This is a genomic window from Pseudomonas sp. NY15435, assembly GCF_048068295.1.
GTDB lineage: Bacteria > Pseudomonadota > Gammaproteobacteria > Pseudomonadales > Pseudomonadaceae > Pseudomonas.
On the sequence record NZ_JBLUQA010000004.1, the window covers coordinates 238,654 to 265,369 of the forward strand.

26 protein-coding genes are annotated in these 26,716 nt (G+C 66.4%); 14 read left to right on the plus strand and 12 right to left on the minus strand.

Features of this window, described 5'->3' with window-relative positions; translation table 11 throughout:
* Positions 1-135: 135 nt before the first annotated feature.
* From fdhE to ACNFH5_RS11405, 5 genes are all read right to left on the minus strand, one after another.
* Positions 136-1,068, minus strand: a complete 933-nt coding sequence (gene fdhE / locus ACNFH5_RS11385) for a formate dehydrogenase accessory protein FdhE (RefSeq protein ID WP_416746019.1) — start codon at positions 1,066-1,068, stop codon at positions 136-138.
* Positions 1,069-1,194: 126 nt separating this feature from the next.
* A complete protein-coding gene (locus ACNFH5_RS11390) occupies positions 1,195-1,821 on the minus strand; it encodes a formate dehydrogenase subunit gamma (protein WP_416746021.1) in 627 nt (208 codons plus the stop codon).
* 81 nt (positions 1,822-1,902) lie between these two features.
* Complete coding sequence (gene fdxH / locus ACNFH5_RS11395; protein ID WP_416746023.1) at positions 1,903-2,835, minus strand: formate dehydrogenase subunit beta; 933 nt, start codon at positions 2,833-2,835, stop codon at positions 1,903-1,905.
* Between the two features lie 8 nt (positions 2,836-2,843).
* Entirely contained in the window at positions 2,844-5,921 is a 3,078-nt protein-coding gene (gene fdnG / locus ACNFH5_RS11400) for a formate dehydrogenase-N subunit alpha (RefSeq protein WP_416746025.1), read from the minus strand.
* Between the two features lie 155 nt (positions 5,922-6,076).
* The gene (locus tag ACNFH5_RS11405) at positions 6,077-6,265 is read right to left on the minus strand and encodes a hypothetical protein (RefSeq protein ID WP_416746027.1); all 189 of its coding nucleotides are present in this window, start codon (positions 6,263-6,265) and stop codon (positions 6,077-6,079) included.
* A gap of 191 nt (positions 6,266-6,456) precedes the next feature.
* On the opposite strand from ACNFH5_RS11405, the gene ACNFH5_RS11410 reads away from it, so the two are divergent.
* Positions 6,457-8,481, plus strand: coding sequence for an FAD-dependent oxidoreductase (locus ACNFH5_RS11410; RefSeq protein ID WP_416746029.1), 2,025 nt, complete (start codon positions 6,457-6,459; stop codon positions 8,479-8,481).
* A gap of 153 nt (positions 8,482-8,634) precedes the next feature.
* Here ACNFH5_RS11410 and ACNFH5_RS11415 read toward each other — a convergent pair whose 3' ends face one another.
* Positions 8,635-9,036 carry an SRPBCC family protein gene (locus ACNFH5_RS11415; RefSeq protein WP_416746031.1) on the minus strand — a complete coding sequence of 134 codons (402 nt, stop codon included), beginning with the start codon at positions 9,034-9,036 and terminating at the stop codon, positions 8,635-8,637.
* A gap of 126 nt (positions 9,037-9,162) precedes the next feature.
* Between ACNFH5_RS11415 and ACNFH5_RS11420 the strand changes: the two genes are divergently transcribed.
* From ACNFH5_RS11420 to ACNFH5_RS11450, 7 genes are all read left to right on the plus strand, one after another.
* Entirely contained in the window at positions 9,163-9,612 is a 450-nt protein-coding gene (locus ACNFH5_RS11420; protein WP_416746033.1) for a DMT family transporter, read from the plus strand.
* Positions 9,613-9,662: 50 nt separating this feature from the next.
* Entirely contained in the window at positions 9,663-10,202 is a 540-nt protein-coding gene (idi, locus tag ACNFH5_RS11425; RefSeq protein ID WP_416746035.1) for an isopentenyl-diphosphate Delta-isomerase, read from the plus strand.
* A gap of 104 nt (positions 10,203-10,306) precedes the next feature.
* Complete coding sequence (locus ACNFH5_RS11430; RefSeq protein WP_416746037.1) at positions 10,307-10,708, plus strand: YkgJ family cysteine cluster protein; 402 nt, start codon at positions 10,307-10,309, stop codon at positions 10,706-10,708.
* A gap of 170 nt (positions 10,709-10,878) precedes the next feature.
* Positions 10,879-12,228, plus strand: coding sequence for an MATE family efflux transporter (locus tag ACNFH5_RS11435; RefSeq protein WP_416746039.1), 1,350 nt, complete (start codon positions 10,879-10,881; stop codon positions 12,226-12,228).
* 17 nt (positions 12,229-12,245) lie between these two features.
* Entirely contained in the window at positions 12,246-13,283 is a 1,038-nt protein-coding gene (locus ACNFH5_RS11440; protein ID WP_416746041.1) for a diguanylate cyclase, read from the plus strand.
* A 37-nt stretch (positions 13,284-13,320) separates the two neighbouring features.
* Positions 13,321-13,776, plus strand: a complete 456-nt coding sequence (locus tag ACNFH5_RS11445; RefSeq protein ID WP_416746043.1) for a DUF2214 family protein — start codon at positions 13,321-13,323, stop codon at positions 13,774-13,776.
* Between the two features lie 111 nt (positions 13,777-13,887).
* Positions 13,888-14,559, plus strand: a complete 672-nt coding sequence (locus tag ACNFH5_RS11450; protein ID WP_416746045.1) for a hypothetical protein — start codon at positions 13,888-13,890, stop codon at positions 14,557-14,559.
* Here ACNFH5_RS11450 and ACNFH5_RS11455 read toward each other — a convergent pair.
* The 3 genes from ACNFH5_RS11455 to ACNFH5_RS11465 are packed head-to-tail and all read right to left on the minus strand — an operon-like array spanning position 14,526 to position 16,646.
* Positions 14,526-15,380, minus strand: coding sequence for an arylamine N-acetyltransferase family protein (locus ACNFH5_RS11455; protein ID WP_416746047.1), 855 nt, complete (start codon positions 15,378-15,380; stop codon positions 14,526-14,528). The two genes, ACNFH5_RS11450 and ACNFH5_RS11455, sit on opposite strands and share 34 nt — an antisense overlap.
* 22 nt (positions 15,381-15,402) lie before the next feature.
* Positions 15,403-15,909: a cupin domain-containing protein gene (locus tag ACNFH5_RS11460; protein WP_416746049.1), complete on the minus strand. Its 507-nt coding sequence runs from the start codon at positions 15,907-15,909 to the stop codon at positions 15,403-15,405.
* The gene (locus ACNFH5_RS11465; RefSeq protein WP_416746051.1) at positions 15,906-16,646 is read right to left on the minus strand and encodes an NAD-dependent epimerase/dehydratase family protein; all 741 of its coding nucleotides are present in this window, start codon (positions 16,644-16,646) and stop codon (positions 15,906-15,908) included. Before ACNFH5_RS11465 ends, ACNFH5_RS11460 begins: the two co-directional genes overlap by 4 nt.
* 181 nt (positions 16,647-16,827) lie before the next feature.
* On the opposite strand from ACNFH5_RS11465, the gene ACNFH5_RS11470 reads away from it, so the two are divergent.
* Positions 16,828-17,388, plus strand: a complete 561-nt coding sequence (locus tag ACNFH5_RS11470) for an NADPH-dependent FMN reductase (protein WP_416746053.1) — start codon at positions 16,828-16,830, stop codon at positions 17,386-17,388.
* Positions 17,389-17,547: 159 nt separating this feature from the next.
* The gene (locus tag ACNFH5_RS11475; RefSeq protein ID WP_416746055.1) at positions 17,548-18,303 is read left to right on the plus strand and encodes a hypothetical protein; all 756 of its coding nucleotides are present in this window, start codon (positions 17,548-17,550) and stop codon (positions 18,301-18,303) included.
* A gap of 4 nt (positions 18,304-18,307) precedes the next feature.
* Here ACNFH5_RS11475 and ACNFH5_RS11480 read toward each other — a convergent pair whose 3' ends face one another.
* A complete protein-coding gene (locus ACNFH5_RS11480; RefSeq protein ID WP_045216441.1) occupies positions 18,308-18,610 on the minus strand; it encodes a chaperone modulator CbpM in 303 nt (100 codons plus the stop codon).
* Positions 18,607-19,575, minus strand: a complete 969-nt coding sequence (gene cbpA / locus ACNFH5_RS11485; protein ID WP_416746057.1) for a curved DNA-binding protein — start codon at positions 19,573-19,575, stop codon at positions 18,607-18,609. The genes ACNFH5_RS11480 and cbpA overlap by 4 nt, the downstream gene beginning before the upstream one ends.
* Before the next feature lie 263 nt (positions 19,576-19,838).
* Here cbpA and ACNFH5_RS11490 point away from each other — a divergent pair, with 263 nt between their 5' ends.
* The 4 genes from ACNFH5_RS11490 (at position 19,839) to ACNFH5_RS11505 (ending at position 24,467) form a co-directional block, all read left to right on the plus strand.
* A complete protein-coding gene (locus ACNFH5_RS11490; RefSeq protein WP_416746059.1) occupies positions 19,839-21,269 on the plus strand; it encodes a PLP-dependent aminotransferase family protein in 1,431 nt (476 codons plus the stop codon).
* Positions 21,270-21,566: 297 nt separating this feature from the next.
* Positions 21,567-23,585 (plus strand): ribonucleoside triphosphate reductase, encoded by a 2,019-nt coding sequence (locus ACNFH5_RS11495; RefSeq protein ID WP_416746061.1) that lies wholly within the window; start codon positions 21,567-21,569, stop codon positions 23,583-23,585.
* A 40-nt stretch (positions 23,586-23,625) separates the two neighbouring features.
* A complete protein-coding gene (nrdD, locus tag ACNFH5_RS11500; RefSeq protein ID WP_416746063.1) occupies positions 23,626-23,772 on the plus strand; it encodes an anaerobic ribonucleoside-triphosphate reductase in 147 nt (48 codons plus the stop codon).
* Positions 23,769-24,467, plus strand: a complete 699-nt coding sequence (locus ACNFH5_RS11505; RefSeq protein ID WP_416746065.1) for an anaerobic ribonucleoside-triphosphate reductase activating protein — start codon at positions 23,769-23,771, stop codon at positions 24,465-24,467. Before nrdD ends, ACNFH5_RS11505 begins: the two co-directional genes overlap by 4 nt.
* Positions 24,468-24,715: 248 nt before the next feature.
* On the opposite strand, the gene speA is transcribed toward ACNFH5_RS11505, so the two are convergent.
* Positions 24,716-26,629, minus strand: coding sequence for an arginine decarboxylase (gene speA, locus ACNFH5_RS11510; protein ID WP_416746067.1), 1,914 nt, complete (start codon positions 26,627-26,629; stop codon positions 24,716-24,718).
* Positions 26,630-26,716: the final 87 nt, after the last annotated feature.

Here is a 26,716-nt window from a genome sequence, read left to right on the forward strand (position 1 = left end):
GCTGGAGTCAGTGTAGGGCGTATAACCGTTCGCGGTTATACGCCGACGCACCTCGGCCCCTATCCGCGCCGAGGTTGAACCCGGAGCGCATGGATGCCGAGGCGAAGCGGCGAACAAGGCGGAGCCTTGTACGCTCTACGAGGAGCCTCCGGGCGCCAGCAGCAGGTTCGGTGCGCTGCGCAGGTAGCCGTCCTCGGCGAGGCGGATGTCCAGCGCGAGGCTGGCCAGGTCGTCCGCCTGGGCCTCGGCGTGCTTGTCGTGCTGCAGGTAGAACTGCTTGAGGTAGGACTGGCAGCCGGGGCAGGTCTCGGCCTTGAGCGGCGCCTGGTCGCTGGGCACGCCTTCGCGCTGCAGCGAGTAGTAGGCCAGGCCCTTGCTCTCGGCGCAGTGGCTGCACTTCACACGCACGTAGTGCCATTCGCACGAACACAGCGAGCAGGACAGGTAGCGCAGCCCGGCGTGCTTGCCCTGGCTGCGGATCAGCCCCGCCACCGGCGGAGCGCCACAGGCTGGGCAGAGGGTCTGGCTGTCGGTCTCCACCAGGGTGTCGTCGGGCAGCTGCAGCAGCCATTGGCTGAAGGCGACCTGCAGTACGGCGCCGAGGAAAGGTACCAGCGCTGGCGGCAGCAGGTCGAACTGGCCGTTGAGCAGGCCCAGCGCCCACGCCTTGCGCTGGCCGGAATCGGCGTTGCGCAGAGTCTTCAGCGCTTCGACCACCGCCGGGTTGGCGGTCTGCTCGTAAGCGTCGAGGAAGGCGTCCAGCAGCGGCAGCCACGCGCCTTCACGTACCAGCACTTCGTAGGCCAGCGGCGGCATCCGGTGCTCGCGGCTGCGCGCCAGGGCGGCGGCGTCCGGCGAGGGCAGGAACAGTTTGCAGTCCAGCAGCGCCTGCTGGGCATCACAGACGCCAGCGATCAGTTCGAGGTAGCCCTGCAGGGGATTGCCCGGTGCCAGTTCGCGCAGACGCGCAGCGCGGTGTGAGAACAGGTCATAGGGCGGCAGGTTGAACAGCGGCGGGATGTTTGCGGCAGCTTCGATCTGCCCGGGTTCGAGAATTCGGCCTGACACGCAGGACTCCTTGTTGGGTTCGGAGCGGTGCTGTGAAAGCCCCTCTCCCTGACCCTCTCCCTGAAGGGAGAGGGGATGATTCGTGCCGGCTGGTGCACTGGCGTCAGCCGGCGATTACGTTGAGCGTCAGTGGCCCTTGCCCTTGTCTACATCCTTGAGCCACCCCGCATGGTGCTTGCGCGCCCAGCCTCGGCTGACCCAGCCGTAGAGCATGGCGCCCATGGAACCCTTCACCCAGATGCCGGCGTAGATGTGCACCAGGATGCTGCAGATGAGCACGAAGGCGGCGAAGGCATGCAGCAGCGAGGCGATGCGGATGATGTCGATGCCGAACCAGTGGCTGAAGTAGGCCCGCCACATCACGATGCCCGTCAACAGCAGCACCAGCATGCACAGCAGCAGGGTCCAGAACAGCAGCTTCTGCCCGGCGTTGTAGCGGCCGACTTCCGGGAGGTTTTCCTCGCGGTTGGTGACCACGTCACGCCATTGCTTGAGCCACTGCACGTCACGCTTTTCCACCAGGTTGTGATGGGCGAAGCGGATCACAAGGCCAAGGAAGAACAGGAACATCGCCAACCCGAGGAAGGGGTGAAGAATGCGTGTCCACGGGCCGCCGCCGAACAGGTTGGTCAGCCAGAACATGGCTGGGTGGAACAGCGCCAGCCCCGAGAGGCCGGCGAGGAAGAACAGAATGGCCACCATCCAGTGGTTGCTCCGTTCGTTGGCGTTGTAACGCTGGATATCTTTTTTCATGCTCGGCTCCTGGGAGAGCTTGCAAGCACCCTCTCCCCAGCCCTCTCCCTGAAGGGAGAGGGAGCAGTATGGCGAGGGCGATCAGCGTGGATTGCGCGGATCATAGTCATGCACCGAAGGGTCGACCTTGTGCACCGGCGCCTGCGGGTCGGGTCCGTCTTCCTCGTCCTCCTCGACCCGGTTGGGGCCGATGCGGGTGTAGTGGAAGAACCCGGCCAGCACCACGCCCGCCATGGCCAGCAGGCCCAGCGGTTTGGTGAGGCCTTTCCACAGGCTGACCATCGGGCTGATCGCCGGCTTGTCGGGCAGGCCGGCGTACAGCGAGGGCTGGTCGTTGTGGTGCAGCACGTACATGACATGCGTGCCGCCCACACCTTCGGGGTCATACAGGCCGGCGTGCTCGAAGCCGCGGGATTTCAGGTCCTCGATGCGTTCGGCGGCGTGCTCCTTCATGTCCTCCTTGGTACCGAAGACGATGGCGCCGGTCGGGCAGGTCTTCACGCAGGCTGGCTCCATGCCCACCGCCACGCGGTCGGAACACAGGGTGCACTTGTACGCCTTGTGGTCCTTCTGCGAGATGCGCGGGATGTTGAACGGGCAACCGGTGATGCAGTAGCCGCAGCCGATGCAGTGGTCCTGGTTGAAGTCGACGATGCCGTTGGCGTACTTCACGATCGCCCCGGGGCTCGGGCAGGCCTTCAGGCAGCCGGGCTCCTCGCAGTGCATGCAACCGTCCTTGCGGATCAACCATTCGAGGTTGCCGTTGGGGTTCTCATGCTCGGTGAAGCGCATGACCGTCCAGGACTGGTCCGTGAGGTCGATCGGATTGTCGTAGGTGCCGTGGTTGTGGCCCACCTCGTCGCGCAGCTCGTTCCATTCCGAACAGGCGACCTGGCAGGCCTTGCAACCGATGCACTTGGACACGTCGATCAGCTTGGCCACTTCCTGTTCGTGCCGCACCGAGGGTGACGGCAAGGTCGTGGCGGAGCGGGCGTAGATGTCTTGACTACTCATGGGTCACCTCACGCCTTTTCCACGTTGACGAGGAAGGACTTGAACTCCGGCGTCTGCGTGTTCCCATCGCCCACGAAGGGCGTCAGGGTGTTGGTCAGGTAGCCGTTGCGCGCAACCCCGGAGAAGCCCCAGTGCAGGGGGATGCCCACGTGGTGCACGGTCTGGCCGTTGACCTGCAGAGGACGGATGCGCTTGGTCACCACCGCCACCGCCTTGATGAAGCCGCGGTTGGAGGACACCTTCACCCGGTCGCCGGCCTTGATGCCGATTTCCTTGGCCAGCGCCTCGCCGATCTCGACGAACTGCTCCGGCTGGACGATGGCATTCAGACGGCAATGCTTGGTCCAGAAGTGGAAGTGCTCGGTGAGCCGGTAGGTCGTAGCGGCGTAGGGGAACTCCTTCGCCGTGCCGAACAGCTCCATGTCGTTCTTGAACACCCGCGCCGCCGGGCTGCTGATCGCCCGCGGATTCTTGTGCAGCGGGTTGACGCCGATCGGCGTCTCGAACGGCTCGTAGTGCTCGGGGAACGGACCTTCGGCCATCTTGTCGACAGCGAAGAATCGCGCCACGCCCTCGGGGTTCATGATGAACGGGTTCATTCCCGCTTCCGGCGCCGAGTCGGCCTTGAAGTCCGGGATGTCGGTGCCGCCCCAGGCCTTGCCATTCCACCACACCAGACGTTTCTTCACCGGGTCCCACGGCTTGCCGCTGACATCCGCCGAGGCGCGGTTGTAGAGGATCCGCCGGTTGGCCGGCCACGCCCAGGCCCACCCCAGGGTCTGGCCCATGGCGTAGGGGTCGCTATTGTCGCGTCGGCCCATCTGGTTGCCTTGCTGCGTCCAGGAGCCGGCGAAGATCCAGCAACCGCTGGCGGTGCTGCCATCGTCGCGCAGCAGCGCAAAGCCGGGTAACTGCTCGCCGGCCTTCGCCAGGACCATGCCGTTGGCAGGGTCCACCACATCGGCCAGCGCCTTGCCGTTGTACTCCTTGGCGATCTCTTCCGGGGTCGGTTCGTCCGGCGTCAGGTACGGCCAGTCCAGGCCCAGGATCGGGTCGGGGAAGGCGCCGCCATCCTTGCGATAGGCTGCCCGCAGGCGATGCAGCAGCCCACTCATGATGGCGATGTCGGTGCGCGCCTCGCCCGGCGGCTCGGCCCCCTTCCAGTGCCATTGCAGCCAGCGGCCGGAGTTGACGATGGAGCCGTCTTCCTCGGCGAAGCAGCTGGTGGGCAGGCGGAACACCGTGGTCTGGATGGCCTTGGTGTCGACGTCGTTGTGCTCGCCGGCATTGCGCCAGAACTCGCTGGTCTCGGTGGCCAGCGGGTCCATCACCACCATCCACTTCAGCTTGGCCAGCGCAGCGCTGACCTTGGCCTTGTTGGGGAAGGAGGCAATGGGGTTGAAGCCCTGGCAGAAGTAACCGTTGACCTTGCCCTGGTACATCATGTCGAAGTAGCGCAACACGTCGTAGCCAGCGCCGGGCATGTCCAGCTTGGGCAGCCAGTCGTAGCACCAGTTGTTTTCCTTGGTCGCGGACTTGCCGAACCAGGACTTCATCAGGCTGACGTGGAACTTGGGATAGTTCTGCCAGTACGACAACTGCCCCGGACGCAGCGGCTTGGACGTGCGCTTGGCGAGGTAGGCGGTGAAGTCCTGCTCGGCATCGCCGGCCAGGGTCATGTAGCCAGGCAGTGAGTTGGACAGCAACCCGAGGTCGGTCAGCCCCTGGATGTTGGAGTGGCCGCGCAGGGCGTTCATGCCGCCACCGGGCATGCCGATGTTGCCCAGCAACAGCTGGACCATCGCGCCGGTACGGATCATCTGCGCGCCCACCGAGTGCTGGGTCCAGCCCAGGGCGTACATGATGGTCATGACCTTGGTCGGCGCCGCGGTAGTGGAAATTTCTTCCCACACCTTGAGCATCATGTCCTTGGGCGTGCCGCAGATGTTGCTCACCACGTCCGGCGTATAGCGGCTGTAGTGCTGCTTCATCAGGTTGAACACGCAGCGCGGGTGCGTCAGGGTCGGGTCGACCTTGGCGAAACCGTCCTCGCCGATTTCGTACTGCCAGGACGACTTGTCCGGATAGGTGCGCTTCTCCGCGTCGTAGCCGTTGAACAGGCCGTCGTCGAAGCCGAAGCCTTCCTTCACGATGAAGGAGACGTCGGTGTAGTTGTGCACGTATTCCTTCTGGTACTTGTCGTTTTCCAGCAGGTAATTGATCAGACCGCCCAGGAAGGCGATGTCCGTGCCGGTACGGATGGGCGCGTAGTAATCGGCCACCGATGCGGAACGGGTGAACCTGGGATCGACCACCAGCAGGCGCGCCTTGTTGTGCGCCTTGGCTTCGGTCACCCACTTGAAGCCGCACGGGTGCGCTTCAGCGGCGTTTCCGCCCATGATCAGAATCAGATCGGCATTCTTGATGTCGGTCCAATGGTTGGTCATGGCTCCACGGCCAAACGTCGGGGCAAGACTTGCCACCGTCGGGCCGTGTCAGACACGCGCTTGGTTGTCGAACGCCAGTACGCCGAGAGAACGAACCACCTTGTGGGTGATGTAGCCCGCTTCGTTGGAAGACGCCGACGCGGCCAGGAAGCCGGTGGTCAGCCAGCGGTTCACCGTCTGGCCCTGGGCATTCTTCTCGATGAAGTTGGCGTCGCGGTCTTCCTTCACCAGCTTGGCGATACGGTCCAGCGCCTCGTCCCAGCCGATGCGTTTCCACTCCGACGAACCCGCTTCGCGAATCTGCGGGTACTTCAGGCGGTTGGGGCTGTGGACGAAGTCGAGCAGGCCGGCGCCTTTGGGGCAGAGCGTGCCGCGGTTGACCGGGTGATCGGAATCACCCTCGATGTGGATGATGTTCTGCGCAACGTTCTTCGCCGCATCACCCTGGCTGTACATGAGGATGCCGCAGCCCACCGAGCAGTACGGACAGGTGTTGCGGGTCTCGACGGTGCGCGCAAGCTTGAAATGGCGGATCTGGTCGGCGAATGCATCCGGGGGTGCCATCCCGAGTGCCGCCAGGCTCGATCCGCCAAGGCCCACGGCGCAGACCTTGAAAAATTGCCGACGGTTCATATCCATCGTGCGTCTCCTGATCAGGCAGCGTACGTCCGGTGCATGGCCGGACCCTTGCTGCTTAAAAGATAGCCAAGCTGAGGCAATAAGCCAGTCTTCAGCCGGGCGCTGACCTTGCACGTGGAGACTTTGCGGCGCATTGACGCGCGTCAGTGCGTCACTCAGAACGCACTGCCGAGTACCCCCAAATGGGCAACAGGCGGGTAGGCGCAGGAGATATTGGCACCGTCAGGTCGGCAGGCGGATTGCTGCCGATCCGGCTGGAGGGTTTCGTGCAGCCCGAGCAGGGCCACGCCGATGAGGGCAGCGAGCAGATAATGGCGCGCGTGTCTTGTTTTTATCGCTTTCATGACGACCTCCGTCACTTCAGCCAGCGATCGGGGCTTTGCAGCCCTGCCATAGGTTCAAGTCTGGAACCTGCCGCGAATCTGTCAACCGAAGCGCTTGACCGAAATGCCCGAACGGCACGGCAGCCGGGCCGTTAACCGACCCACCGTCGGCCCATTAGGGTGGCAGGACCTGATTGCCCAAGAGCGCCTCCATGCCGTCCGCCGCCTCGCCCTACCCTCACCTGCTCGCCCCGCTCGACCTGGGCCCCCTCCAGTTGCGCAATCGCGTGGTGATGGGCTCGATGCATACCGGTCTCGAAGACCGCCTGTGGGACTTCGGCAAGCTCGCCGCCTACTACCGCGAGCGCGCACGCGGCGGCGTCGGGCTGATCATCACCGGCGGCTTTGCGCCCAACCGCGAGGGCTGGCTGCTACCGCTGGGTAGCAGCCTGACCAGTGGCCTGCAGGTGCCTGCGCACCGGCGATTGACCCAGGCGGTGCATCGCGAGGGCGGGCGCATCCTGCTGCAGATTCTCCATGCCGGGCGCTACGGCTATCACCCGCTGGTGGTCTCGGCCTCACCGGTGAAGTCACCGATCAGTTGGTTCGCCCCGCGCGAGCTGTCCGAGCGCGGCATCCTGCGCACCATCGCCGCCTTCGTGCGCTGCGCGAAACTGGCCCATGCCGCCGGCTACGACGGTGTGGAGATCATGGGCAGCGAAGGCTACCTGCTGAACCAGTTCCTCTGCCCGCGCACCAACCAGCGTGAAGACCGCTGGGGCGGCGACCTGGGCAATCGCATGCGCCTGCCGCTGGAGATCGTCCGGCGCACCCGCCGCGCACTGGGCGAACGCTTCGTCATCAGCTACCGCCTATCGCTGCTCGATCTGGTGGAAGGCGGCAACACCTGGGACGAGGTGCGCACCGTGGCCCACGCCCTGGAAACCGCCGGCATCGACCTGCTGAATACCGGTGTCGGCTGGCACGAATCGCGGGTGCCGACCATCGTCACCTCAGTACCGCGCGCGGCCTTCGCCGACGTCACTGCCCGCCTGCGCCGCGAATTGCGCGTGCCGGTGATCGCCAGCAACCGCATCAACACTCCGGAAGTCGCCGAACGCCTGCTCGCCGAGGGCCACGCCGATCTGGTCTCCATGGCCCGACCACTGCTGGCCGATCCGCAGTTCGTGGAGAAGGCGGCCGCCGGCCGCGCCGAGTCCATCAACACCTGCATCGCCTGCAACCAGGCCTGCCTGGACCACGCCTTCGCCAACCGCCGCGCCAGTTGCCTGGTCAATCCACGCGCTGGGTTCGAGACCGAGCTGCGCTACCGCAAGGCGCGGGTGCACAAGCGCATCGCGGTGATCGGCGCCGGGCCGGCCGGGCTGTCCGCCGCCTGCGTCGCCGCCGAGCGCGGCCACCGGGTGACGCTGTTCGAGGCCGCTGCGCAGATCGGCGGGCAGTTCAACCTGGCGAAGCGCGTGCCGGGCAAGGAGGAATTCCACGAAACCCTGCGCTACTTCGCCGTGCGCCTGCGCGAACTGGGCGTCGACGTGCAGTTGGGCCGGCGCATCCGACGCGGCGAACTGAGCGGCGAGTACGACGAGGTGATAGTCGCCACTGGCATCCAGCCGCGCACGCCGTCGATTCCGGGCATCGGCCACGCCAAGGTGCTCAGCTACCTCGATGTGCTGCGTGGCGCAACGGTGGGCGAGAGGGTCGCGCTGATCGGCGCCGGCGGCATCGGCTTCGACGTCGCCAGCTTCCTGCTGAGCGAGCGCGACGGCCCGCAACCGCTGGGCGAGTGGCTCGGCCAGTGGGGCATCGACCTGGACAACGCCACGGGGGGCGGGCTGATCCCGCCCGTCGCAACGGCTGCCCGCCGAAAACTCTGGCTGCTGCAACGCAAGGCCGGCCAACCTGGCGCCGGGCTGGGCAAGACCAGCGGCTGGGTGCACCGCGCGCACCTCAAGCATCACGGCGTGCGGATGCTCGGCGGCGTGGAGTACCTGCGCATCGACGATGACGGCCTGCACCTGCGCATCGACGGCCAGGAGCAATGCCTGACGGTGGATAACGTAGTGATCTGCGCCGGCCAGGAGCCACTGTTGGAACTGCAGCCGACGCTGGCAGCGCAGAACCTGCGCTACCACGTCATCGGCGGCGCCAGCGTGGCGCGGGAGCTGGATGCCAAGCGGGCGATCCGCGAGGGCGCCGAACTCGCCGCCCGGTTGTAAGGTTTTTTGTAGGAGCGAGCTTGCTCGCGAACGAGTCAGCCAGCGGCTTCGGTGTCCGTCGGTTCGCGAGCAAGCTCGCTCCTACAGGGTCGATTCTTCTATAAACCTGCAGGAGCGGGCATGGCCCGTTGTTCGTACAGGCAAGGCGCGATATCAAGACTCCAGCAACACCTTGATCGCCTGCAGGTCGCGCTCGACCCACTGCGCGTCACGCTCGAAGGTGGCGTCGTCCATCTGCGGCTGGCGCAGCAGGGTCAGCTGCAACTCGCAGCCATCGCCATTGGCGATCAGTCGCAGCGGGATGTGCACGGCCGGTGCCTGCTCGGGCAGCACATCATGGTCGAGCACACCGAACGCATTGCGCGGCGAGAAACGCACGCGCATGGGGCCCTGTGGCGTCTGTGCCAGCCAGAGTTCGCCCTCCAGCGGTTCGATGGAGCTGCACAGCCCGGAGGCCCAGTAGGGAAAATTCTTCGGGTCGGCAAGGAAATCGTAGGCAGCCTCCCGAGGCCGCTCGATACGAACGCTCAGGACGCGGGAAGCGCGGGTGGCCATGTTCAGGACCTCCATCGGGCGGGAGCGATGCTCCGGTCTGGTGCATACTACGCGGCTGGCTATTCTCGATCGACCACGGGCCGGCACTTCGCTGCCCTGTCTCAAAAAACCTTTCCGGAGTTTTCCATGCCTACGCCGCCCTGGTGGATGTTCGTCCTGCCGCTGATCGCCGGCGCCTGCCTGCCGCTGCAAGCTGGCATCAACGGCCAACTCGCCAAGCAGGTGTCCAGCGTGCTGGCCGCCGCGCTGATTTCCTTCTTCGTCGGCATGCTCGGCCTGCTCGCGCTGACCCTGGCCAACCGCGAATTCCCCAGCCTCGCGGCGATGCGTGGGATGCCCTGGTGGCAGTGGTGCGGCGGCTTCCTGGGGATGTTCTTCATCTTCATCGCCGCCTTCGCCGCGCCGCGCGTTGGTGCGCTGATGTTCATGGTGCTGGTGCTCGCCGGCCAGCTGGGCATGGCTCTGGCGCTGGATCACTTCGGCTGGGCCGGCTTCAAGGAAGCCCCGGTGAGCACGCTGAAGATCGCCGGCATGGCCGCCATCGCCGTCGGTATCTGGATGATCCGCAAGGGCTGATGTCCATCCGTCTACGCTGAGCATGGAAGGCACTCTCGCGGGAGCACTTGATGACCGAGATCCAGGTAATCCTGGTCGACGAACACGACACTCCGACCGGCACCATGGAGAAGCTCGAAGCCCATCGACGCGGGCTACGCCACCGCGCCATCTCGGTCTATGTCTTCAACCGCGCCGGCGAGCTGCTGCTGCAGCGCCGCGCGGCGGGCAAGTACCACTGCGGCGGCCTGTGGAGCAACACCTGCTGCGGCCATCCCTATCCTGACGAATCGGCGAAGCACGCCGCCGAGCGCAGGCTGCGCGAAGAGATGGGCGTAGAGGTCGAGCTGCACAAGCTTTTCGAGTTCAGCTACCGCCTGGAGTTGGCCAACGGCATGACCGAACACGAGTACGGCCACCTGTTCGGCGCCGTCAACGAACAACTGCCGCGCCCCGATCCGGCAGAAGCCGACGCCTTCCGCTACGTCGCCCTGCCCGAGCTGGAAGCCGAGATGGCTGCCCGCCCGGAACATTTCACGCCCTGGTTCCTCATCTGCTACCCGACCTTCAAGGACTACCTGCGCGGGAACGGCGGAATCGCCGCTCTGTAGAGCGCCGTGCTGTTCTTCGCCGTTCTGTTCGTCGAAAGCCCGAGCAAATCTGCGCGCCGGCCACTATGATGCGCGCCTTCGCGCCACCGCACCGACTTGCCGCCATGAGAAAACCACCGCTGATCGCCAACGCCGAACTGGACCGCCTGGAAACCTGGGCGAAGTACACCTCCGGCCTGTGCAAGGACTGCAACGCCACCTGCTGCACCATGCCGGCGGAAGTGAACGTCAACGACCTGATCCGTATCGGCGTCGTCGATGAATTCGAGCGCGACGAGCCGGCGAAGAACATCGCCAAGCGCCTGCTGAAGGAAGGCGTCGTCGAGCGGTTCAACCAGAAGAGCGGCATCTTCACCCTGACCCGCACCAGCAACGGCGACTGCTACTTCCTCGACCGCAAGACCCGCCTCTGCACCGTGTACACCAAGCGCCCGGACACCTGCCGCAACCATCCGCAGGTCGGCCCGCGCCCCGGCTATTGCGCCTACCGCAAGAAGACTGCCTGAGTAACAATCCGTCAGGGAAAAACGGCGTCTTTTGTGCTTTTCGTAGGAGCGAGCTTGCTCGCGAACCTGCAAGGCACGGTGCTATTCGGTTCGCGAGCAAGCTCGCTCCTACGGGGAACGCCCGCGTCTGAGGTGGCTCGCTATACTGCGGGCCTGCTCAGGAGTCCCGAATGAATTCCCTGCTCGAAGCCTGGCGGCATTCGCCGACCCACCGCCGTGTCTGGGCGCTTGCCGCGCCGATGATCCTCTCCAACGTTTCCGTGCCGCTGGTCACCCTGGTGGACAGCGCGGTGATCGGCCATCTGCCGCATGCCCACCAACTGGGCGCAGTGGCGGTCGGTGGCGGGCTCTATACGTTGCTGGTGGGTGTGCTGGGCTTCCTGCGGATGGGCACCACCGGCTTCGCCGCCCAGGCGGCTGGCCGGGAAGATGGCGGAGCGCTGCGGCGAATTCTCGGCCAGGGCCTGCTGCTGGCGCTGGGACTGGCGCTGTTGCTCAGCCTGCTGGCGGTGCCATTGACCGGCCCGGCGCTGGAGCTGATGCGACCGTCCGCGGAGCTGGATGCGCTGGCCCGCGAGTTCTTCCATATCCGCCTGTTCGGCCTGCCGGCAGCACTGGCCACCTATGCGCTGGTCGGCTGGTTCCTCGGCACGCAGAACGCCCGCGCGCCGCTGGCGATCCTGCTGACCACCAACCTCATCAACATCGTGCTCAGCCTGTGGTTCGTGCTGGGCCTGGGCTGGGGCGTAGGCGGCGCAGCGAAGGCTGCGGTGACTGCCGAATGGGGCGGCGCGCTGTTGGGCCTGGCGCTGACCCGGGGCGCGCTCAGGCGTTTCCCCGGCCAGCCGGACTGGTCGCGCCTGCGTGCCTGGGCCAGCTGGCGGCCGCTGCTGATGGTCAACCGCGACATCTTCATCCGCAGCCTGGCGCTGCAAGGCGTGTTCTTCCTGCTCACGGTGCAGGGCACACGCCTGGGCGACGCCACGGTGGCAGCCAACGCGCTGCTGCTCAACGGCCTGATGGTCACCGCCTATGCCCTCGACGGCCTCGCCCATGCCGTCGAGGCGCTGTGCGGCCACGCCATCGGCGGCCGCGACCGCACTGCGCTGCGCCGATCCCTGGTGGTCGCCTGCGGCTGGTCGCTGATTGCCAGCCTGTTGTTCGTCGCCTTCTTCACGTTCTTCGGGCATCTGTTCATCGCGCTACAGAGCGATATCCCGGAAGTGCGCGCCACCGCCGACCAGTACCTGCCCTACCTCGCCTGCCTGCCGCTGATCGGCATGTGGAGCTACCTGCTCGACGGCCTGTTCATCGGCGCCACCCGCGCCCGCGAGATGCGCAACGCCATGCTGCTGGCCTGCGCCGCCAGCCTGCCACTGGGGCTCGCGCTGCAGGGCTGGGGAAATCACGGATTGTGGCTAACCTTCCTATGTTTCATGTTGCTGCGCGCGCTGGTCCTCGCCGGCTACGCGTGGAAACTGACGCGCCAAGACGCCTGGCAGGCGCCTGCCAGCCCCTGACCTGTTGAGGAGATGCCATGCCGGCTTGTCCCATTCCCGTTGACGAATCCCTGCGTCAGCAGACCCTGGATGAGATGAACCTGCTCGACACCCCGGCCGAGCACTATCTGGATACGCTGGTCCAGCTGACCCAGGACCTGGTCAAGGTCGATACCGTGCTGATCAGCCTGATCGACCAGGACCGCCAGTGGTTCAAGGCCCGCGTTGGCCTGGACGCCAACGAGACCCAGCGCGACGTCTCCTTCTGTGGCTACGCGATCCTCGGCGAGGACACCCTGCTGGTGCCCGACGCCACGCTCGACGAGCGCTTCGCCGACAATCCGCTGGTGCTCGGCCCACCCTATATCCGCTTCTACGCCGGGCGCCCGCTGCGCGCCGGCAATGGCCAGGCCATCGGCACGCTGTGCATGGTCGACCCGCGGCCGCGCAGCATGACCGTGGCGCAGCAGGCCAACTTCCGTGACCTCGCCACCCTCGCCGAGGGCTACCTGCAGTTGCGCAGCCTGATTCAGAGCAACCGCGACCTGCGCGTGGAAATGGACCGAGAACAGCGCAAGGCTCTGCTCGACCCGCTGACCCAACTGTGGAACCGCGGCGGCCTGCTCACCTTCCAGGACCGCGAGTGCCGCCTGGCGCGGGAGAGCCACGTGCAACTGGGCGTGCTCTACGCCGACCTCGACCATTTCAAGGCGATCAACGACCAGCACGGCCACGCCGCCGGCGACCAGGTGCTCTGTGAATGCGCCCGGCGTCTGCGTGCTGCGCTGCGACCGGACGACCTGCTGGTGCGCCAGGGCGGCGAGGAGTTCGTCGCCCTTCTCAAGGTCAAGGACGGCGACGAGCTGCAGCGCGTCGCCGAGCGCGTGCGCGAACTGATCAGTCATGAGCCCGTGCAGCTTGCGTGCGGGCCGCTGCCGGTCAGCCTGAGTATCGGCTGCACCCTGCTGGGCAATGCGGAACATGTCGACCAGGCGCTGGAACGCGCAGACCTTGCGCTCTACAGTGCCAAGCAGGCCGGGCGCAACCGGGTGAGCTTCAGCGCGCCGCCGACCTGAATCTGACCGAAAAAGGCCCCAGCAGAGGACCCCACTCATGGCCCAAGCCATTGCCGCGTACCTGCACTACCTCTCCATCTTCATCCTGTTCGCCCTGCTGGTGCTCGAGCACCAGTTGTTCCGCCTGCCACTGGACCTGTCGCGGGCGCGCAGCCTGGTGATCGTCGACCTGGCTTACGGAGTCTGCGCCAGCGTGGTGCTGCTGACTGGCGCTGCACGCGTCGTCTGGTTTGCCAAGGGGGCCGACTACTACCTGCACAACAGCCTGTTCCACGCCAAGATCGGCCTGTTCGTGCTGGTGGCGCTGCTGTCGATCCTGCCAACCATGACCTTCCTCAACTGGCGCAACGAGCTCAAGGCCGGGCGTGTGCCAGTGCCCAGCGAGCGCCGGGCGAAACTGGTGATCATGACCATCCGCGTGGAACTGCTGGCGCTGATGATCCTGCCGCTGCTGGCGACGCTGATGACACGCGGTTTCGGGATGATCGGCTGAGCTCTCATCCGCCCAGCCGCTTTCCTACAGATCGAGCAGAGCAATCCGATTCAGGCGATCACCTGAACGGCGGATGCTCCTGCGCAGCTTCTACTTCCGCAGGACGCCCGCATGCCTTCCAGCCCCTCTCGCCGTAACCCCTGGCGGAGTTTCCCCTTGCTCGCCGCACTCGCCATGGGCGGCTGCGCCAGCGATGAGTTCACCTTGGAAGCCGACCTGCCGGGGGATTTCGCCCTGGCCGGCGACGCGCACTACTCGGTGCCGGAGGGCAGCCACTGCGGCCCAGCAACAGAAAGCACCATCACGCGGCGCCTATTCACCACTCCGGGGTACAACGATCGCCCGCACCGTGTGAGCTATCAGGTTCCCCTGAGCGTGCGCAGCGGCGGCTGCAATCGCGTGCTCAGCCATGTCCGCATCGAAATGGACGGTGAATCGGCGACCCATCCCCAGGATGTCATTGCCTCCGATATCAGCTTTGCCAACATCGCCATCCGCACCCAACTGGCCCGCGGCAGCACGGGGATGCCAGCGAGGGGCGCGCGCATCTTCGATGGCCGCTGCCGCTGGCTGCTGCCGAATTCGCCCGCAGCGGAGCGGCAGCTGGAGTGCCACGCCTCGGACATCGACGGCCACTGGCTCGCGGGCAGGCCCGGCGGCGAACTGCAGCGCGACCAGCTTGCCGGCCGCACCGTGCGCCTCGCCATCGGCCTGGCGCCGGATATCCCCGCCGCCGAACAGCACGACGCTCAGACCCTGACGGCGGTCGACTCGAGCAACTGAGCCAGGCGGCGGCGCAGAGCCGGCAAGTCGCGCTCGGCAGGTTGCAGGCGGAAGCGCTCGCGCAACACGCTCAGCAGTTCGTCGGCGTTATCGATGCTGCGCTGCTCGACGTCCCCATCGGCGCTGCGGCAGGTGAACTGCCCATTGAACAGCGACAGCCGCGCGCCGCCTTCGCTGAGCGCCGCCCGCAGGGATTTGCGGAACACGCTCTGCGGGAAGGTCGAGGTGTACCAGTTGCGCATGCCGTAGTCGACCCAGTGCTGCGCCTCCAGGGTGAAGCGGTACAGCGTCTGCCAGCCGGACGCCGAACGTGCGGCCATCTCCAGTTCCCCGTCGAGCGAGCCGGTGATGCGCCAGCCGCCGGGCAACTCCTCGTTGGTCCGCAGCGGCAGGGCCCGGGGCGACGCCGGGCCGCCGAAGCCAATGTCCACCAGGTGCGGCCCCTCGGGCAGGTCGACGCGCAATAGCAGGTGCGTCTGCGGGGTCAGCGGCGCATCTGCCGGCAGGCCCCAGCGCACCCGCGCCACCAGCAGCGTCACCGGGTAATCCAGGCTGCTCAGCAGCCGCGCGAACAGGCTGTTGAGCTCGAAGCAATAGCCGCCGCGACGATGCTCGACAACCTTGGCGAACACCGCCTCCGGCTCGATCTGGATGGGCTGGTCGAGCAGCACGTCGAGGTTCTCGAAGGGCAGGTGGTGCAACGCCGCGACAATCAGCCGGTCGAGGTTCTCCAGCGTCGGCGCGAGGCGCTGCGACGGCAGGCCGAGGCGCGCCAGGACGGCGTCGAGTTGGGCAGCGCGGAAGGGGGTGAGCGGGGTCATGCGAATCTCCTTTCGCGAAGCATCAATGGCTGAAGTCGGCGGATGGCTCGGGGATCACCAGCGGGCCGCAATGCTCGTCGCTGACGATCACCGCCAGCAGACGCGCGGGCTCGCTGGCGCTGGGATTCTCGGCGAACAGGTGCAGCTCGCGGCTGGGCTCGAACCAGGTTTCACCCGGTCCGTAAGTCTGCGCCGGCAGGCCCTGCATCTGCGAGCGAACCTGACCGCTGAGCACGATGGCAGTGACCGCACCAGGATGGCGATGCGCCGGAGTATGCGCATTGGGCGGGAAGTCCACCTGCAGTGTGGTCACGACCTTGCCGGGCATGTCGGCCAGCGGCTCGCAGGACAGGCGCGTCACCTGGGTGGCCGGCCGCGCCTCGGTTGCGTGCCCGGAATGGCTTTGTGCAAGGCTCGCCAGCGGCCGTGACCAGGGCTGCCAGAACTGCGCGGCGACCGCGACAGCGGCGGCAACAGAGGCGGCCAACGCCAACCCGGTGTGCGCCTGGCGCCGCAGGGCGAGGTTCATGCCGGTACCCCTGCCAGGCGAAATCCCGGCTGCCAGCCCAGACGATGACGCGCCTTCGCCGAGCTGACTTCGATGTCCTGCTCCGCCACGTTGTAGACCCCGTGTGCGCCCCACTCCAGCGCCAGCAGCGCGGCACGGGCGGCATCATCGACATGCACGGCCAAGCGCGGGTCGGCACTCTCGGCGCCCGTTCCCGGACCATAGAGCCGCCCGTAGCGCAGCACGATGCCCTCCATCGGCCGGGCGCCGAGCACGGCGTCTTCCAGCGCCGCCACGCCACCCACGCTGACGGCGCGCGGGCCTGCGGCCCCCAGGTCCAGTGGCTGCTCCTCATGCAGGGGCAGTTCGCCGGGCGCATAGGCCCAGGCAATGCTCTGTGCCACCAGGCGCTCGACACCGGCGGCATGGGCCGCCGCTACCAGGTTGGCCGTGCCTTCGCGGCGCAGGCGCGCGTTACGCGGCTGGGCGGCGGGCATCAAGGCGGGGTCGAGGCCAGCCGGCAGGTCGGTGAGCTGGTGGATCACCCAGCGCGGCTGAAACTCCAGCAGGGCGGCATGCAGCGCAGCGGCGTCATAGACGTCGAGCACCATGGCCCGTGCCCCGGCAGCCTCCAGCGCGGCCGCGCGCTGCGTGGAACGGCTGATCGCCAGCACCTGGTAACCGCGCTCCAGCAGCATCGGCAGCAGGCGCTGGCCGATGGCACCGCTGGCGCCGGCGAAGAAGACTTTCATGCACATGGGGACCTCGACTCAGGTGGGGGGGACAGGTGCCACTCTAGTGAGACCATGCCCCACCCCACAGAGCCAAGATTGAACAAAACGACTGGGACATGATTGCCGAACCTTGATCCATGTCCACGCAATGTCACGCTCATCGTCTATAACAAACGGCTCAATACCCCGATCCTGAGGAGTCGCCATGAGCCAAGTCTTCGATGTTGCCGTTGTCGTCGGCAGCCTGCGCAAGGAATCCCTGAACCGCAAGATCGCCAAGGCATTCGCCGCATTGGCGCCGGCCAACCTGAAGCTGGAAATCGTGGAGATCGGCGACCTGCCGCTGTACAACGAAGAGCTCGACGTGGGCACCCCGCCCGCCAGCTACAGCGCCTTCCGCGAGCGCATCGCCCGCGCTGACGCGGTGCTCTTCGTCACCCCCGAGTACAACCGCTCGGTGCCCGGCGTGCTGAAGAACGCCATCGACGTCGGCTCGCGCCCCTACGGCAAGAGCGCCTGGAACGCCAAGCCCTGCGCCGTGGTGAGTGCCTCTCCGGGCGCCATTGGCGGCTTCGGCGCCAACCACCACCTGCGCCAGTCGCTGGTGTTCCTCAACATGCCGGTGCTGCAGCAGCCCGAAGCCTACCTGGGTGGAGCCGGCAGCTTCTTCGACGAGTCCGGCAAGCTGTCGGAGAAGACCGAGCCCTTCCTGAAGAGCATCATCGATGCCTTCTCCGCCTGGGTCGTGCAGAACCAGCCGCGTTGATCGCCGCAAGCGCCGGCATCCGCCGGCGCTTTCCCTTCCCATCATTCTGAGTAACCGGTCGCAGGCTGCTGCGGCACCCGGTATTCGCGATCATTCCGGCTGGCCCCACGACTCCCCACACGCCAAGGTTCAGGCCCGTTTCCCGCGCCCGGACCGTCAATGCTGCGCCACTTTCTGTATTGCATCCTTGCCACCGCGCTGCTCACCGGCTGCACGTCGCCGCCGGTGAAAAAGCAGGTCGGCGGCGAGGACTTCAGCTCCGGACAGATGCTGCAGAACGACGCCAACCGCGCCGCCAACCTGGCGATGCGGGACAACCTCGACAGCCTGTCGCTGCTGCTCGACAAGCTCTACAAGCGCAATCCTCGGGAATGGAAGAAAACCGGCGCCGCTTCACGCGTGGCGGCTAATCAACTGGTGATGAACGCCATCCGCAACCAGCAGCCACTGCCCGGCCTGGGCGGCAGGACATCGGTAGCCGCCCTTCCCCTGGCGTTCGATGCAGAGTTCCAGGGCGACCGCGCCGGCACGCTGATCTACGGGCTCGGCAGCATGCTCTACGAACTCTACGGCGGCACCGATACCCAGCACCTGCTCAGCGGGCTGAACGCGCAGATGACCGCCAACGCGGCCTGGAATATCGAGGTGGCGGCCTGGTTGCTGGCCAGCCGCACCGACCAGCACGGCCGGCCGCTGCTGCTGTCCAACGAGATCGGCGCCAGTGGGCGCAACCTGTCCTTCGAACGCGAGTTCGGCCGCATGCTCGGCCGCCTGGAACTGCTGGCGCAGATGACCCATGAAAGCCTGCGGCGCAGCGGGATCAACTACGTACAGGGACTTCTCGCCGCGCCACTGCTGGGCCTGATGCAGTTCATCCCGCTCGATGCAGCCAGCGCAGCGACCAGCGCCCAGTAAACCGTCAATCCTCCAGCAGGCGCGCCAGCCGCTGGCGCAGGTAGCGATTCTCCGCGCGCAGCTCGTCCACCTCGTCCAGCAGGCGCAACGCCAAGGCGATGCCCGGCCAGTCCAGCTCGAACTCGCGGCGCAGGCGCACCGCACGGCGTACCACGCTGACGGCCTGGTAATCGAAGAGCCAATGCCCGGCACGTTGCTCGCGGGGCTCCACGATACCCACCTCGACGATCTCGACGAGCACGTCGCGGGGGAGGTTCACCGACTGGCAGAGCTCGTCGAGGTCCACCACCATCACTGTCGTCGTCATGCGCGTTTACCCCAATCGGCACGGGGGTCGAAGGCCGCCTTGGCAGCCAGTTCTTCCCAGAGTTTTCGAGTCGCATCGTCCGCCGTCTTCGGCATCACCACCTTGAGCACGGCATACAGATCGCCGGCGGCGGCATCGCCCTTGTTCGGCAGGCCCTTGCCCTTGATACGCAGGCGCTGGCCGGCCTGGCTGTTGGCCGGGATGCCGAGGTTGATCCGCCCGCTCAGCGTGGGTACTTCCACCTTGGCGCCGAGCGCGGCTTCCCAGGGCGCCACCGGCACGGTGACGATCAGGTCGCGGCCATCGACATCGAAGACCGGGTGCGGCACCAGGCGGATCGCCAGGTACAGGTCGCCCGCCGGCCCGCCGTTGATGCCCGGCGCGCCCTGTCCTTTCAGGCGGATGCGTTCGCCGTCGGCGGTGCCCACGGGAATCTTCACGTTCAGCGTCTTGTTCTGCGGCGGCAGCTTGCGGCCGTACTCGTCGTAACTGGGCAGGCTGAAGCTGATCGGCCGGCTGTCGCCGGAGAGGGATTCCTCGAGGAACAGCGGGACTTCCATCTCCACGTCCTGACCACGGTGGGCCTGCGGCTGGCGCGCGCCACCAAAACCACCGTGAGCGCCACCCGCACGGCCGCCGAATATCTGCTCGAAGAAGTCGCTGAAGTCCTGCTCGTGCCCCGGCGGCGGGCCGTCGAAACCACCGCGCGGCTGCCAACCGGGCGGCGCCTCGAACTGCGGCCCTTGCGCGCCATACTGGCGCAGTTCGTCGTACTCGGCGCGCTTCTCCGGGCTCTTCAGCACCTCATAGGCTTCGGAGACGTCCTTGAACTTCGCCTCGGCGTCCGGCTCCTTGCTGACATCCGGGTGATACTTGCGCGCGAGCTTGCGGTAGGCGGTCTTGATCGCCTTCTCGTCGGCGCCGGGGTCGACCCCGAGCGCGGCGTAATAGTCCTTGAATTCCATCGGTAACGGTCACTCCTCACATGCGTTGGACCTGTCGGCGCCTGGGACACGGGGAATTCGCGCGGGCAGCCGAAGCCGCTGCGCGCACTGCGAGGCGAACAGGTGGAAAAAGCGGGATCTGACAAACCAGATGGTGTCTCGTCGCCCACTTTTCAACACTGCCCCAAAGCCTAGACGCTGATCCTGCATCGCGGCCGCCGGGACGACTTGATACCGGTCATGGCATAGTCGTCTACCGGATTTATCCCCGCCCTGGATAGGCCATGACCGCGCCCTTCGATTCGTTCCGCCAGCCGCTGGACCCGAGCCATGAACTGCCGATCTATCGCCAGCTCTATGAGCGCATCCGTGACGCCATCACCCGTGGTGCGCTGCGGCCGGGCGAACGGGTGCCGCCGGTGCGTGGGCTGGCCGGCGAACTGGGTGTGGCGCGCGGCACCGTGGAACTGGCCTATCAACTGCTGACCAGCGAGGGCTACCTGCTGGCGCGCGGCCCGGCGGGCACCGTGGTTTCACCGCAGCTGGCGGGGCGAACCGCCGCTGCACCGCCCGTGGCAGTTGCGCCGGATACCGTCGAGCGCGCGCTGCCCGGCCTGATCGCCCACGGCCCGAGCCTGCGGCCGTTCCAGCTCGGCGTACCGGCGCTGGATGCTTTCCCCCGCGCACTTTGGGCGCGCCTGTGCGCGCGGCGCCTGCGCCAGCAGAGCGCGTCCATGCTGGCCTACCCGGAGCCTTGTGGTTACGGGCCGTTGCGCGAGGCCGTCGCCGGTTACCTGGGAATTTCCCGCGGCATCGTCTGCGACCCCGCGCAGGTGTTCATCTGCGCGGGATACCAGGGCGCGCTGGACCTGATCAGCCGCACCCTGCTCGAACCCGGCCAGCGTTTCTGGCACGAAGACCCCGGCTACCCGCGCGGCCGCGAACTGCTGCGCCGGGCCGGCGGCGTGCCAGTGCCGGTCGCGGTGGACGCCGATGGCCTGCGCGTGGATGACGGCATCGCCCGTGCGTCGGATGCCCGCTTTGCGCTGGTCACCCCGTCGCAGCAGAGCCCCACCGGCGTCGCCCTCAGCCTGCCGCGCCGCCTGGCGCTGCTGGATTGGGCGGCAAGCAGCGGCGCCTGGATCGTCGAGGACGATTACGACAGCGAATACCGCTATGCCGGCTTTCCGCTGCCCGCATTGAAAAGCCTCGACCGCGCCGGCCGCGTTCTCTACACCGGCACCTTCAGCAAGGTGCTCTATCCGGCGCTACGCCTGGGCTACCTCGTCGTGCCGGCGGAGTTGGTCGAAGACTTCGTGCGCGCCCAACAAGTATTCACCTCGGGCTGCGCCGAATTGCTCCAGGCGACTCTCTGCGACTTCATGCAGGAAGGCCATTTCGCCCGCCACCTCAAGCGCACCCGCACGCTCTACGCCCAGCGCCGCCAGTGGCTGCGCAGCGCATTGGAGGAGCGCCTCGGCGAACGCCTGCGCTTTGCCGACACGCCTGGTGGCCTGCACCTGATCGGCACGCTGGACCAGGACGATCTCGCCGTCGCCCGCCGCGCCCACGCCGAGGGCCTCGGCCTGCAGGCGCTCAACGCCTGGTGCGTGGAGGCCCGACGCGAGCCGGCGCTGATCATGAGTTTCACCAATGTCAGCGACGAGCAGCTCGCCGGGCGCCTGGCAGAACAGCTGGCGCCGCTGCTGGGCTGAAGTCTCCGCACGTTCGCCGCGCAGTCCCGTTCGCGAGCAAGCTCGCTCCTACAGCCCGGGCCGACATGCTCCCGGTAGGAGCGAGCTTGCTCGCGAACCAAGGGCCGTGTCCGACGCGGCTCGCACCCAGGATCAGCCGATGCCGGGGCGTGCAGCGGTCAATACCTCCGATGGCAAAAATTGACTGACAGGCGACGTTGACGAAGGTCAATTTTCCTTCAGGCGAAGCCGTTAGATTCCCACAACATCTTGTTGTCTTGAATAACTCGAGACACAGCATGTTGTGGAATAAAGCCAATGCCCCTGACACGGACCGCCCCCCTTCCCGCCAGCCTGCGCAAGCGTAACGGCAGCTCGGTGTCCTTCGACGCGAGCAAGATCGAACGCGCCATCGCCGCCGCCGGCGAGGCCAGCGGTGAGTTCGCCGCGCCGCATGCGCAGGAGCTGACCCGCCGCGTGCTGGCCAGCCTGCCGGCGCAGAACGATCTGGATGTGGAACAGGTGCAGGACGTGGTCGAGCGCGCCCTGATGGAAGCCGGCCACTACCCCACCGCGCGCGCCTACATCGTCTACCGCGAACGCCACGGCCGCCTGCGCCGCGAACGCAAGACGCTGGTGGACGTCGCTGCCTCGATGAACGAATACCTCTCGCGGGAAGACTGGCGGGTGCGCGCCAACGCCAACCAGGGCTATTCCCTCGGCGGGCTGATCCTCAACGTGTCCGGCAAGGTCACTGCCAACTACTGGCTGGACGAGGTGTACAGCGAAGGTATCGCCGTCGCCCACCGCGAGGCCGATCTGCACATCCACGATCTGGACATGCTCGCCGGCTATTGCGCCGGCTGGTCGCTGCGCACGCTGCTCAGCGAGGGCCTGAACGGCGTGCCGGGCCGGGTCGAGGCCGGGCCGCCGAAGCACCTGTCCAGCGCGCTGGGGCAGATGGTCAATTTCCTCGGCACTCTGCAGAACGAGTGGGCCGGCGCCCAGGCCTTCAGCTCCTTCGACACCTATCTCGCGCCCTACGTGCGCCAGGACGGGCTGAGTTATCAACAGGTACGCCAGGCACTGCAGGAGTTCATCTACAACCTCAACGTGCCGTCGCGCTGGGGCACCCAGACACCCTTCACCAACCTGACCTTCGACTGGGTCTGCCCGGAAGACCTGCGCGAACAGATCCCCTATATCGGCGGCGTGGAAATGCCCTTTGCCTACGGCGAGCTGCAGGCCGAGATGGACCTGATCAACCGCGCCTACATCGAGGTGATGCAGGCCGGCGATGCCCATGGCCGAGTGTTCACCTTCCCGATCCCGACCTACAACATCACCCATGATTTTCCCTGGGACAGCGATAACGCCACGCGCCTCTTCGAGATGACCGCGCGCTACGGCCTGCCGTACTTCCAGAACTTCCTCAATTCGGACATGCAACCCAACCAGGTACGCTCCATGTGCTGCCGCCTGCAGCTGGACGTGCGCGAGCTGCTCAAGCGCGGCAACGGTCTGTTCGGCTCGGCGGAGCAGACCGGTTCGCTGGGCGTGGTGACCCTCAACTGCGCGCGCCTGGGCTACCGCCATCGCGGCGACCTCGCCGGCCTCCAGCGCCAGCTCGACTACCTGCTGGAACTGGCCTTCGACAGCCTCGAGGTCAAGCGCAAGGTCATCCAGCAGCACATGGACGCGGGGCTCTATCCCTACACCAAGCGTTACCTGGGCACCCTGCGCAATCACTTCTCCACCATCGGAGTGAACGGCCTGCACGAGATGGTGCGCAACTTCACCGGGGACCGCGAAGGCCTGCACACCGAGGTCGGCCGGCAGTTGGCGGTGGATCTGCTGGACCATGTGCGTGCGCGACTGGTGCGCTTCCAGGAAGACAGCGGCCACCTCTACAACCTGGAAGCCACGCCGGCCGAAGGCACCACCTACCGCTTCGCCCGCGAGGACCGGAAGCGCCACCCGGACATCATCCAGGCTGGCACGTCGCAAGCGCCCTACTACACCAATTCCTCGCAACTGCCGGTGGGGCTAACCGACGATCCGTTCGAAGCGCTGGAGCTGCAGGACGCCCTGCAGTGCAAGTACACCGGCGGCACCGTGCTGCACCTGTACATGGCCGAGCGCATCTCCAGCGCCGAAGCCTGCAAGACCCTGGTACGCACCGCCCTCGGGCGCTTCCGCCTGCCCTACCTGACAGTGACACCGACTTTCTCCATCTGCCCGGTACACGGCTACCTCGCCGGCGAACACGAGTTCTGCCCCAGGTGCGACGAAGCTGCGCTGCAGAAGGCCGCTTCCCAACGCTGCTGCGGCGGCTGATTTCCCATCCCTTCATCCACGCAAAAAAGGAGCACCACCGATGACCGTCAACCAACTGCCCGAAAGCCAGCGCCAACGCTGCGAGGTGTGGACCCGCGTGATGGGCTATCACCGCCCGGTGACAGCGTTCAACGCCGGCAAGCAGTCCGAACACCGCGAGCGCCGCCACTTCCGCGAGACGCGATGAGCGCCACGCTCAGGGTCGGGGGCCTGGTGCCCCTGACCACCCTCGACTACCCCGGCCTGCTCGCCTGCGTGCTGTTCTGCCAGGGCTGTGCCTGGCGCTGCCACTACTGCCACAACCCGGAGCTGATTCCGCCACGCGGCGAGGAGGAAATCCGCTGGGACGACATCCTCGCCTTCCTCCGTCGCCGACAGGGACTGCTGCAAGGCGTGGTCTTCAGCGGGGGCGAAGCGACGCTACAGAGCGCGCTGCCCGACGCCATGGCCGAAGTCCGCGAAATGGGTTTCCGCATTGGCCTGCATAGCACGGGCATCCGCCCGGCGGCCTTCGCCCGTGCGCTGCCGCATGCCGATTGGGTCGGCTTCGATGTAAAGGGACTGGCCGAGGACATGGACGCGATCACCGGCGTGAAACGCAGCGGACTGGCCAATTGGCGCAGCCTGGAACTGTTGCTGGAAAGCGGCGTGGAGCACGAGTGCCGGACTACGGTGCACTGGCAGCTGATCGACCTGGGCCGCTTGCGCCGGCTCGCGTTGTACTTGCGCGAAAAGGGCGTCGAAAGGTTCGTGGTTCAGTTGGCCCGCAGCGGGCGGCAGCTCGATCCTGGTTTGATCGCCACGCCGGCGCCCCACGGCGCACCTGATCTCTGGCGAGAGCTGCACGCTCTGTTCCCGAGTTTCGAACTGCGCGACGTCTGAACACCCGCGCTCCCCTGTAGGAGCGGGCCATGCCCGCGATCGCGCACATGTCGCGCTCCTACTATTCAACTCCGCCTCAAGCGCTTTTGTAGGAGCGAGCTTGCTCGCGAACCAGGCTCCGCTGCGGAAGCTGTTCGCGAGCAAGCTCGCTCCTACAATGTGCCTGCCGACCTGTCGCGTTGGTGATTCGCAGGCAAAGAAAAGCCCCGCCGAAGCGGGGCTTTTCACTTACCCGAACTGCCAGCCCATCAGGACGACAGGTAAGCCGAACGGGTCAACCCCAGACGCAGCGCGTCGAGGTACTGAGTGCGCTCGCGCACGGTGAGCTTGGCCCCGGCGACCTTGTCGCGGTAGTGGGTCATCAGCTCCTCGGGCGACAGGTGCACATAGCGCAGCATGTCCTCGATGGTGTCGTGCGTCTCGATGCCGGCGTGGTAGTAGCTGCCGTCGGCGTTCTGGTAGACGTTCACCGAATCGGTGTCGCCGAACAGGTTGTGCATGTCGCCGAGGATTTCCTGGTAGGCGCCGACCAGGAAGGTGCCGATCAGGTAGTCCTCGCCTTCCTTCACGTCGTGCACCGGCATGCTGGTCTCGATGCTCTGCTCGTCGACGTACTGGGTGATCTTGCCGTCGGAGTCGCAGGTCAGGTCCTGCAGCACCGCGCGGCGGGTCGGTTCCTCGCCCAGGCGGTGGATCGGCAGGATCGGCAGCACCTGGCCGATGGCCCAGGTGTCGGGCAGGCTCTGGAATACCGAGAAGTTGCAGATGTACTTGTCCGCCAGCTTGTCGTTCAGCTCGTCGAGCACCTGGCGGTGCGAGCGCTGGTGCGCCTTGAGCTGGTTGTGCAGGCGACGGCAGATGGCGAAGTAGCACTGCTCGGCCAGGGCCTTCTGCGCCAGGCTGATCTTGCCCTCGGCATACTGCGCGGCGGCGTCGCTCATATAGTGGGTGGCGCGCCAGTAAGTCTCGGTGACCATCTCGGCATCGGTCGGGCCGAGCAGGTCGGCCAGCCACTGGACGATCTCCGGCTGTTCGGCGAGGTCGGTGATCTTCGGCACTTCGTCGTTGTGCCGCTCGACGTCGGTGACCTGGGTGATCAGCACCGCGTGGTGCGCGGTCAGTGCGCGGCCGCTCTCGGAGAAGATATGCGGGTGCGGCAGGCCCTGCGCATCGCAGAACTCCTTGAGCATGCCCACCACCACACCGGCGTAGTCGTCGATGTCGTAGTTGATCGAGCTGGCGTTGCGCGAGTGGGTACCGTCGTAGTCCACGCCCAGGCCGCCGCCGACGTCCACGTGGTCCACCGGCAGGCCGAGGGCGCGCAGTTCGCCGTAGTAGCGGATGGCTTCCTTGAAACCGTGCTGGTAGTCGGCCAGGTTGGCGATCTGCGACCCCATGTGGAAGTGCAGCAGGCGCACGCCCTGGTCCAGGCCGGCGGCGCGGAAGCGCTCGACCACCGACAGCAGCTGCGCGGCGGACAGGCCGAACTTGGCCTTCTCGCCACCGGTGTCGGCCCACTTGGAGGACGCCAGCGAGGACAGGCGCACGCGCAGGCCGACCTGGGGCAGCACACCGATCACGGCGGCCTCCTCGATCACCAGCTGCACCTCGGATTCCTTCTCGATCACGATGAACACGTTGTGGCCGAGCTTCTGCCCCATCAGCGCCAGCTTGATGAACTCGCGGTCCTTGTAGCCATTGCAGACGATGGTGCCGCCCTTGGGCGCCAGCGCCAGCACAGCCATCAGCTCAGGCTTGGAACCGGCTTCCAGGCCGATGGAAACGTTCTGCGTGGCGATGATGCTTTCCACCACCGCTTCCTGCTGGTTCACCTTGATCGGGTACAGCGCGGTGTAGCGGCTGGTGTACTCCAGACGTGCAATGTTGGCGTCGAAGGCGCCGGTAAGCTTGCGCACGCGGTCCTGCAGGATGTCCGGGAAACGCACCAGCAGCGGCAGCGACAGGCCGGCCTCGCGCAGCTGTTCGACCAGCCCGTTCAGATCGATCGGCTGGGCATCCGCGCCCTGCGGGCGAACTTCCACGTTACCGGCGTCGTTGATGGCGTAATAGCCCGCGCCCCAGTGGCGAATTCCGTAGATGCTGCGGCTGTCTGCCACGGTCCAGTTGCTGCCGTCGTCTTTGCGGGTCCGTCTAGCGGCCATGCGTGGTGGTCTCCTCAATTTGCGCGAATGTGTGCAGGCGCCACCCGGCGTGCGGGTGAGTCGTCATGGCCTGGTGGTGTAAACCTA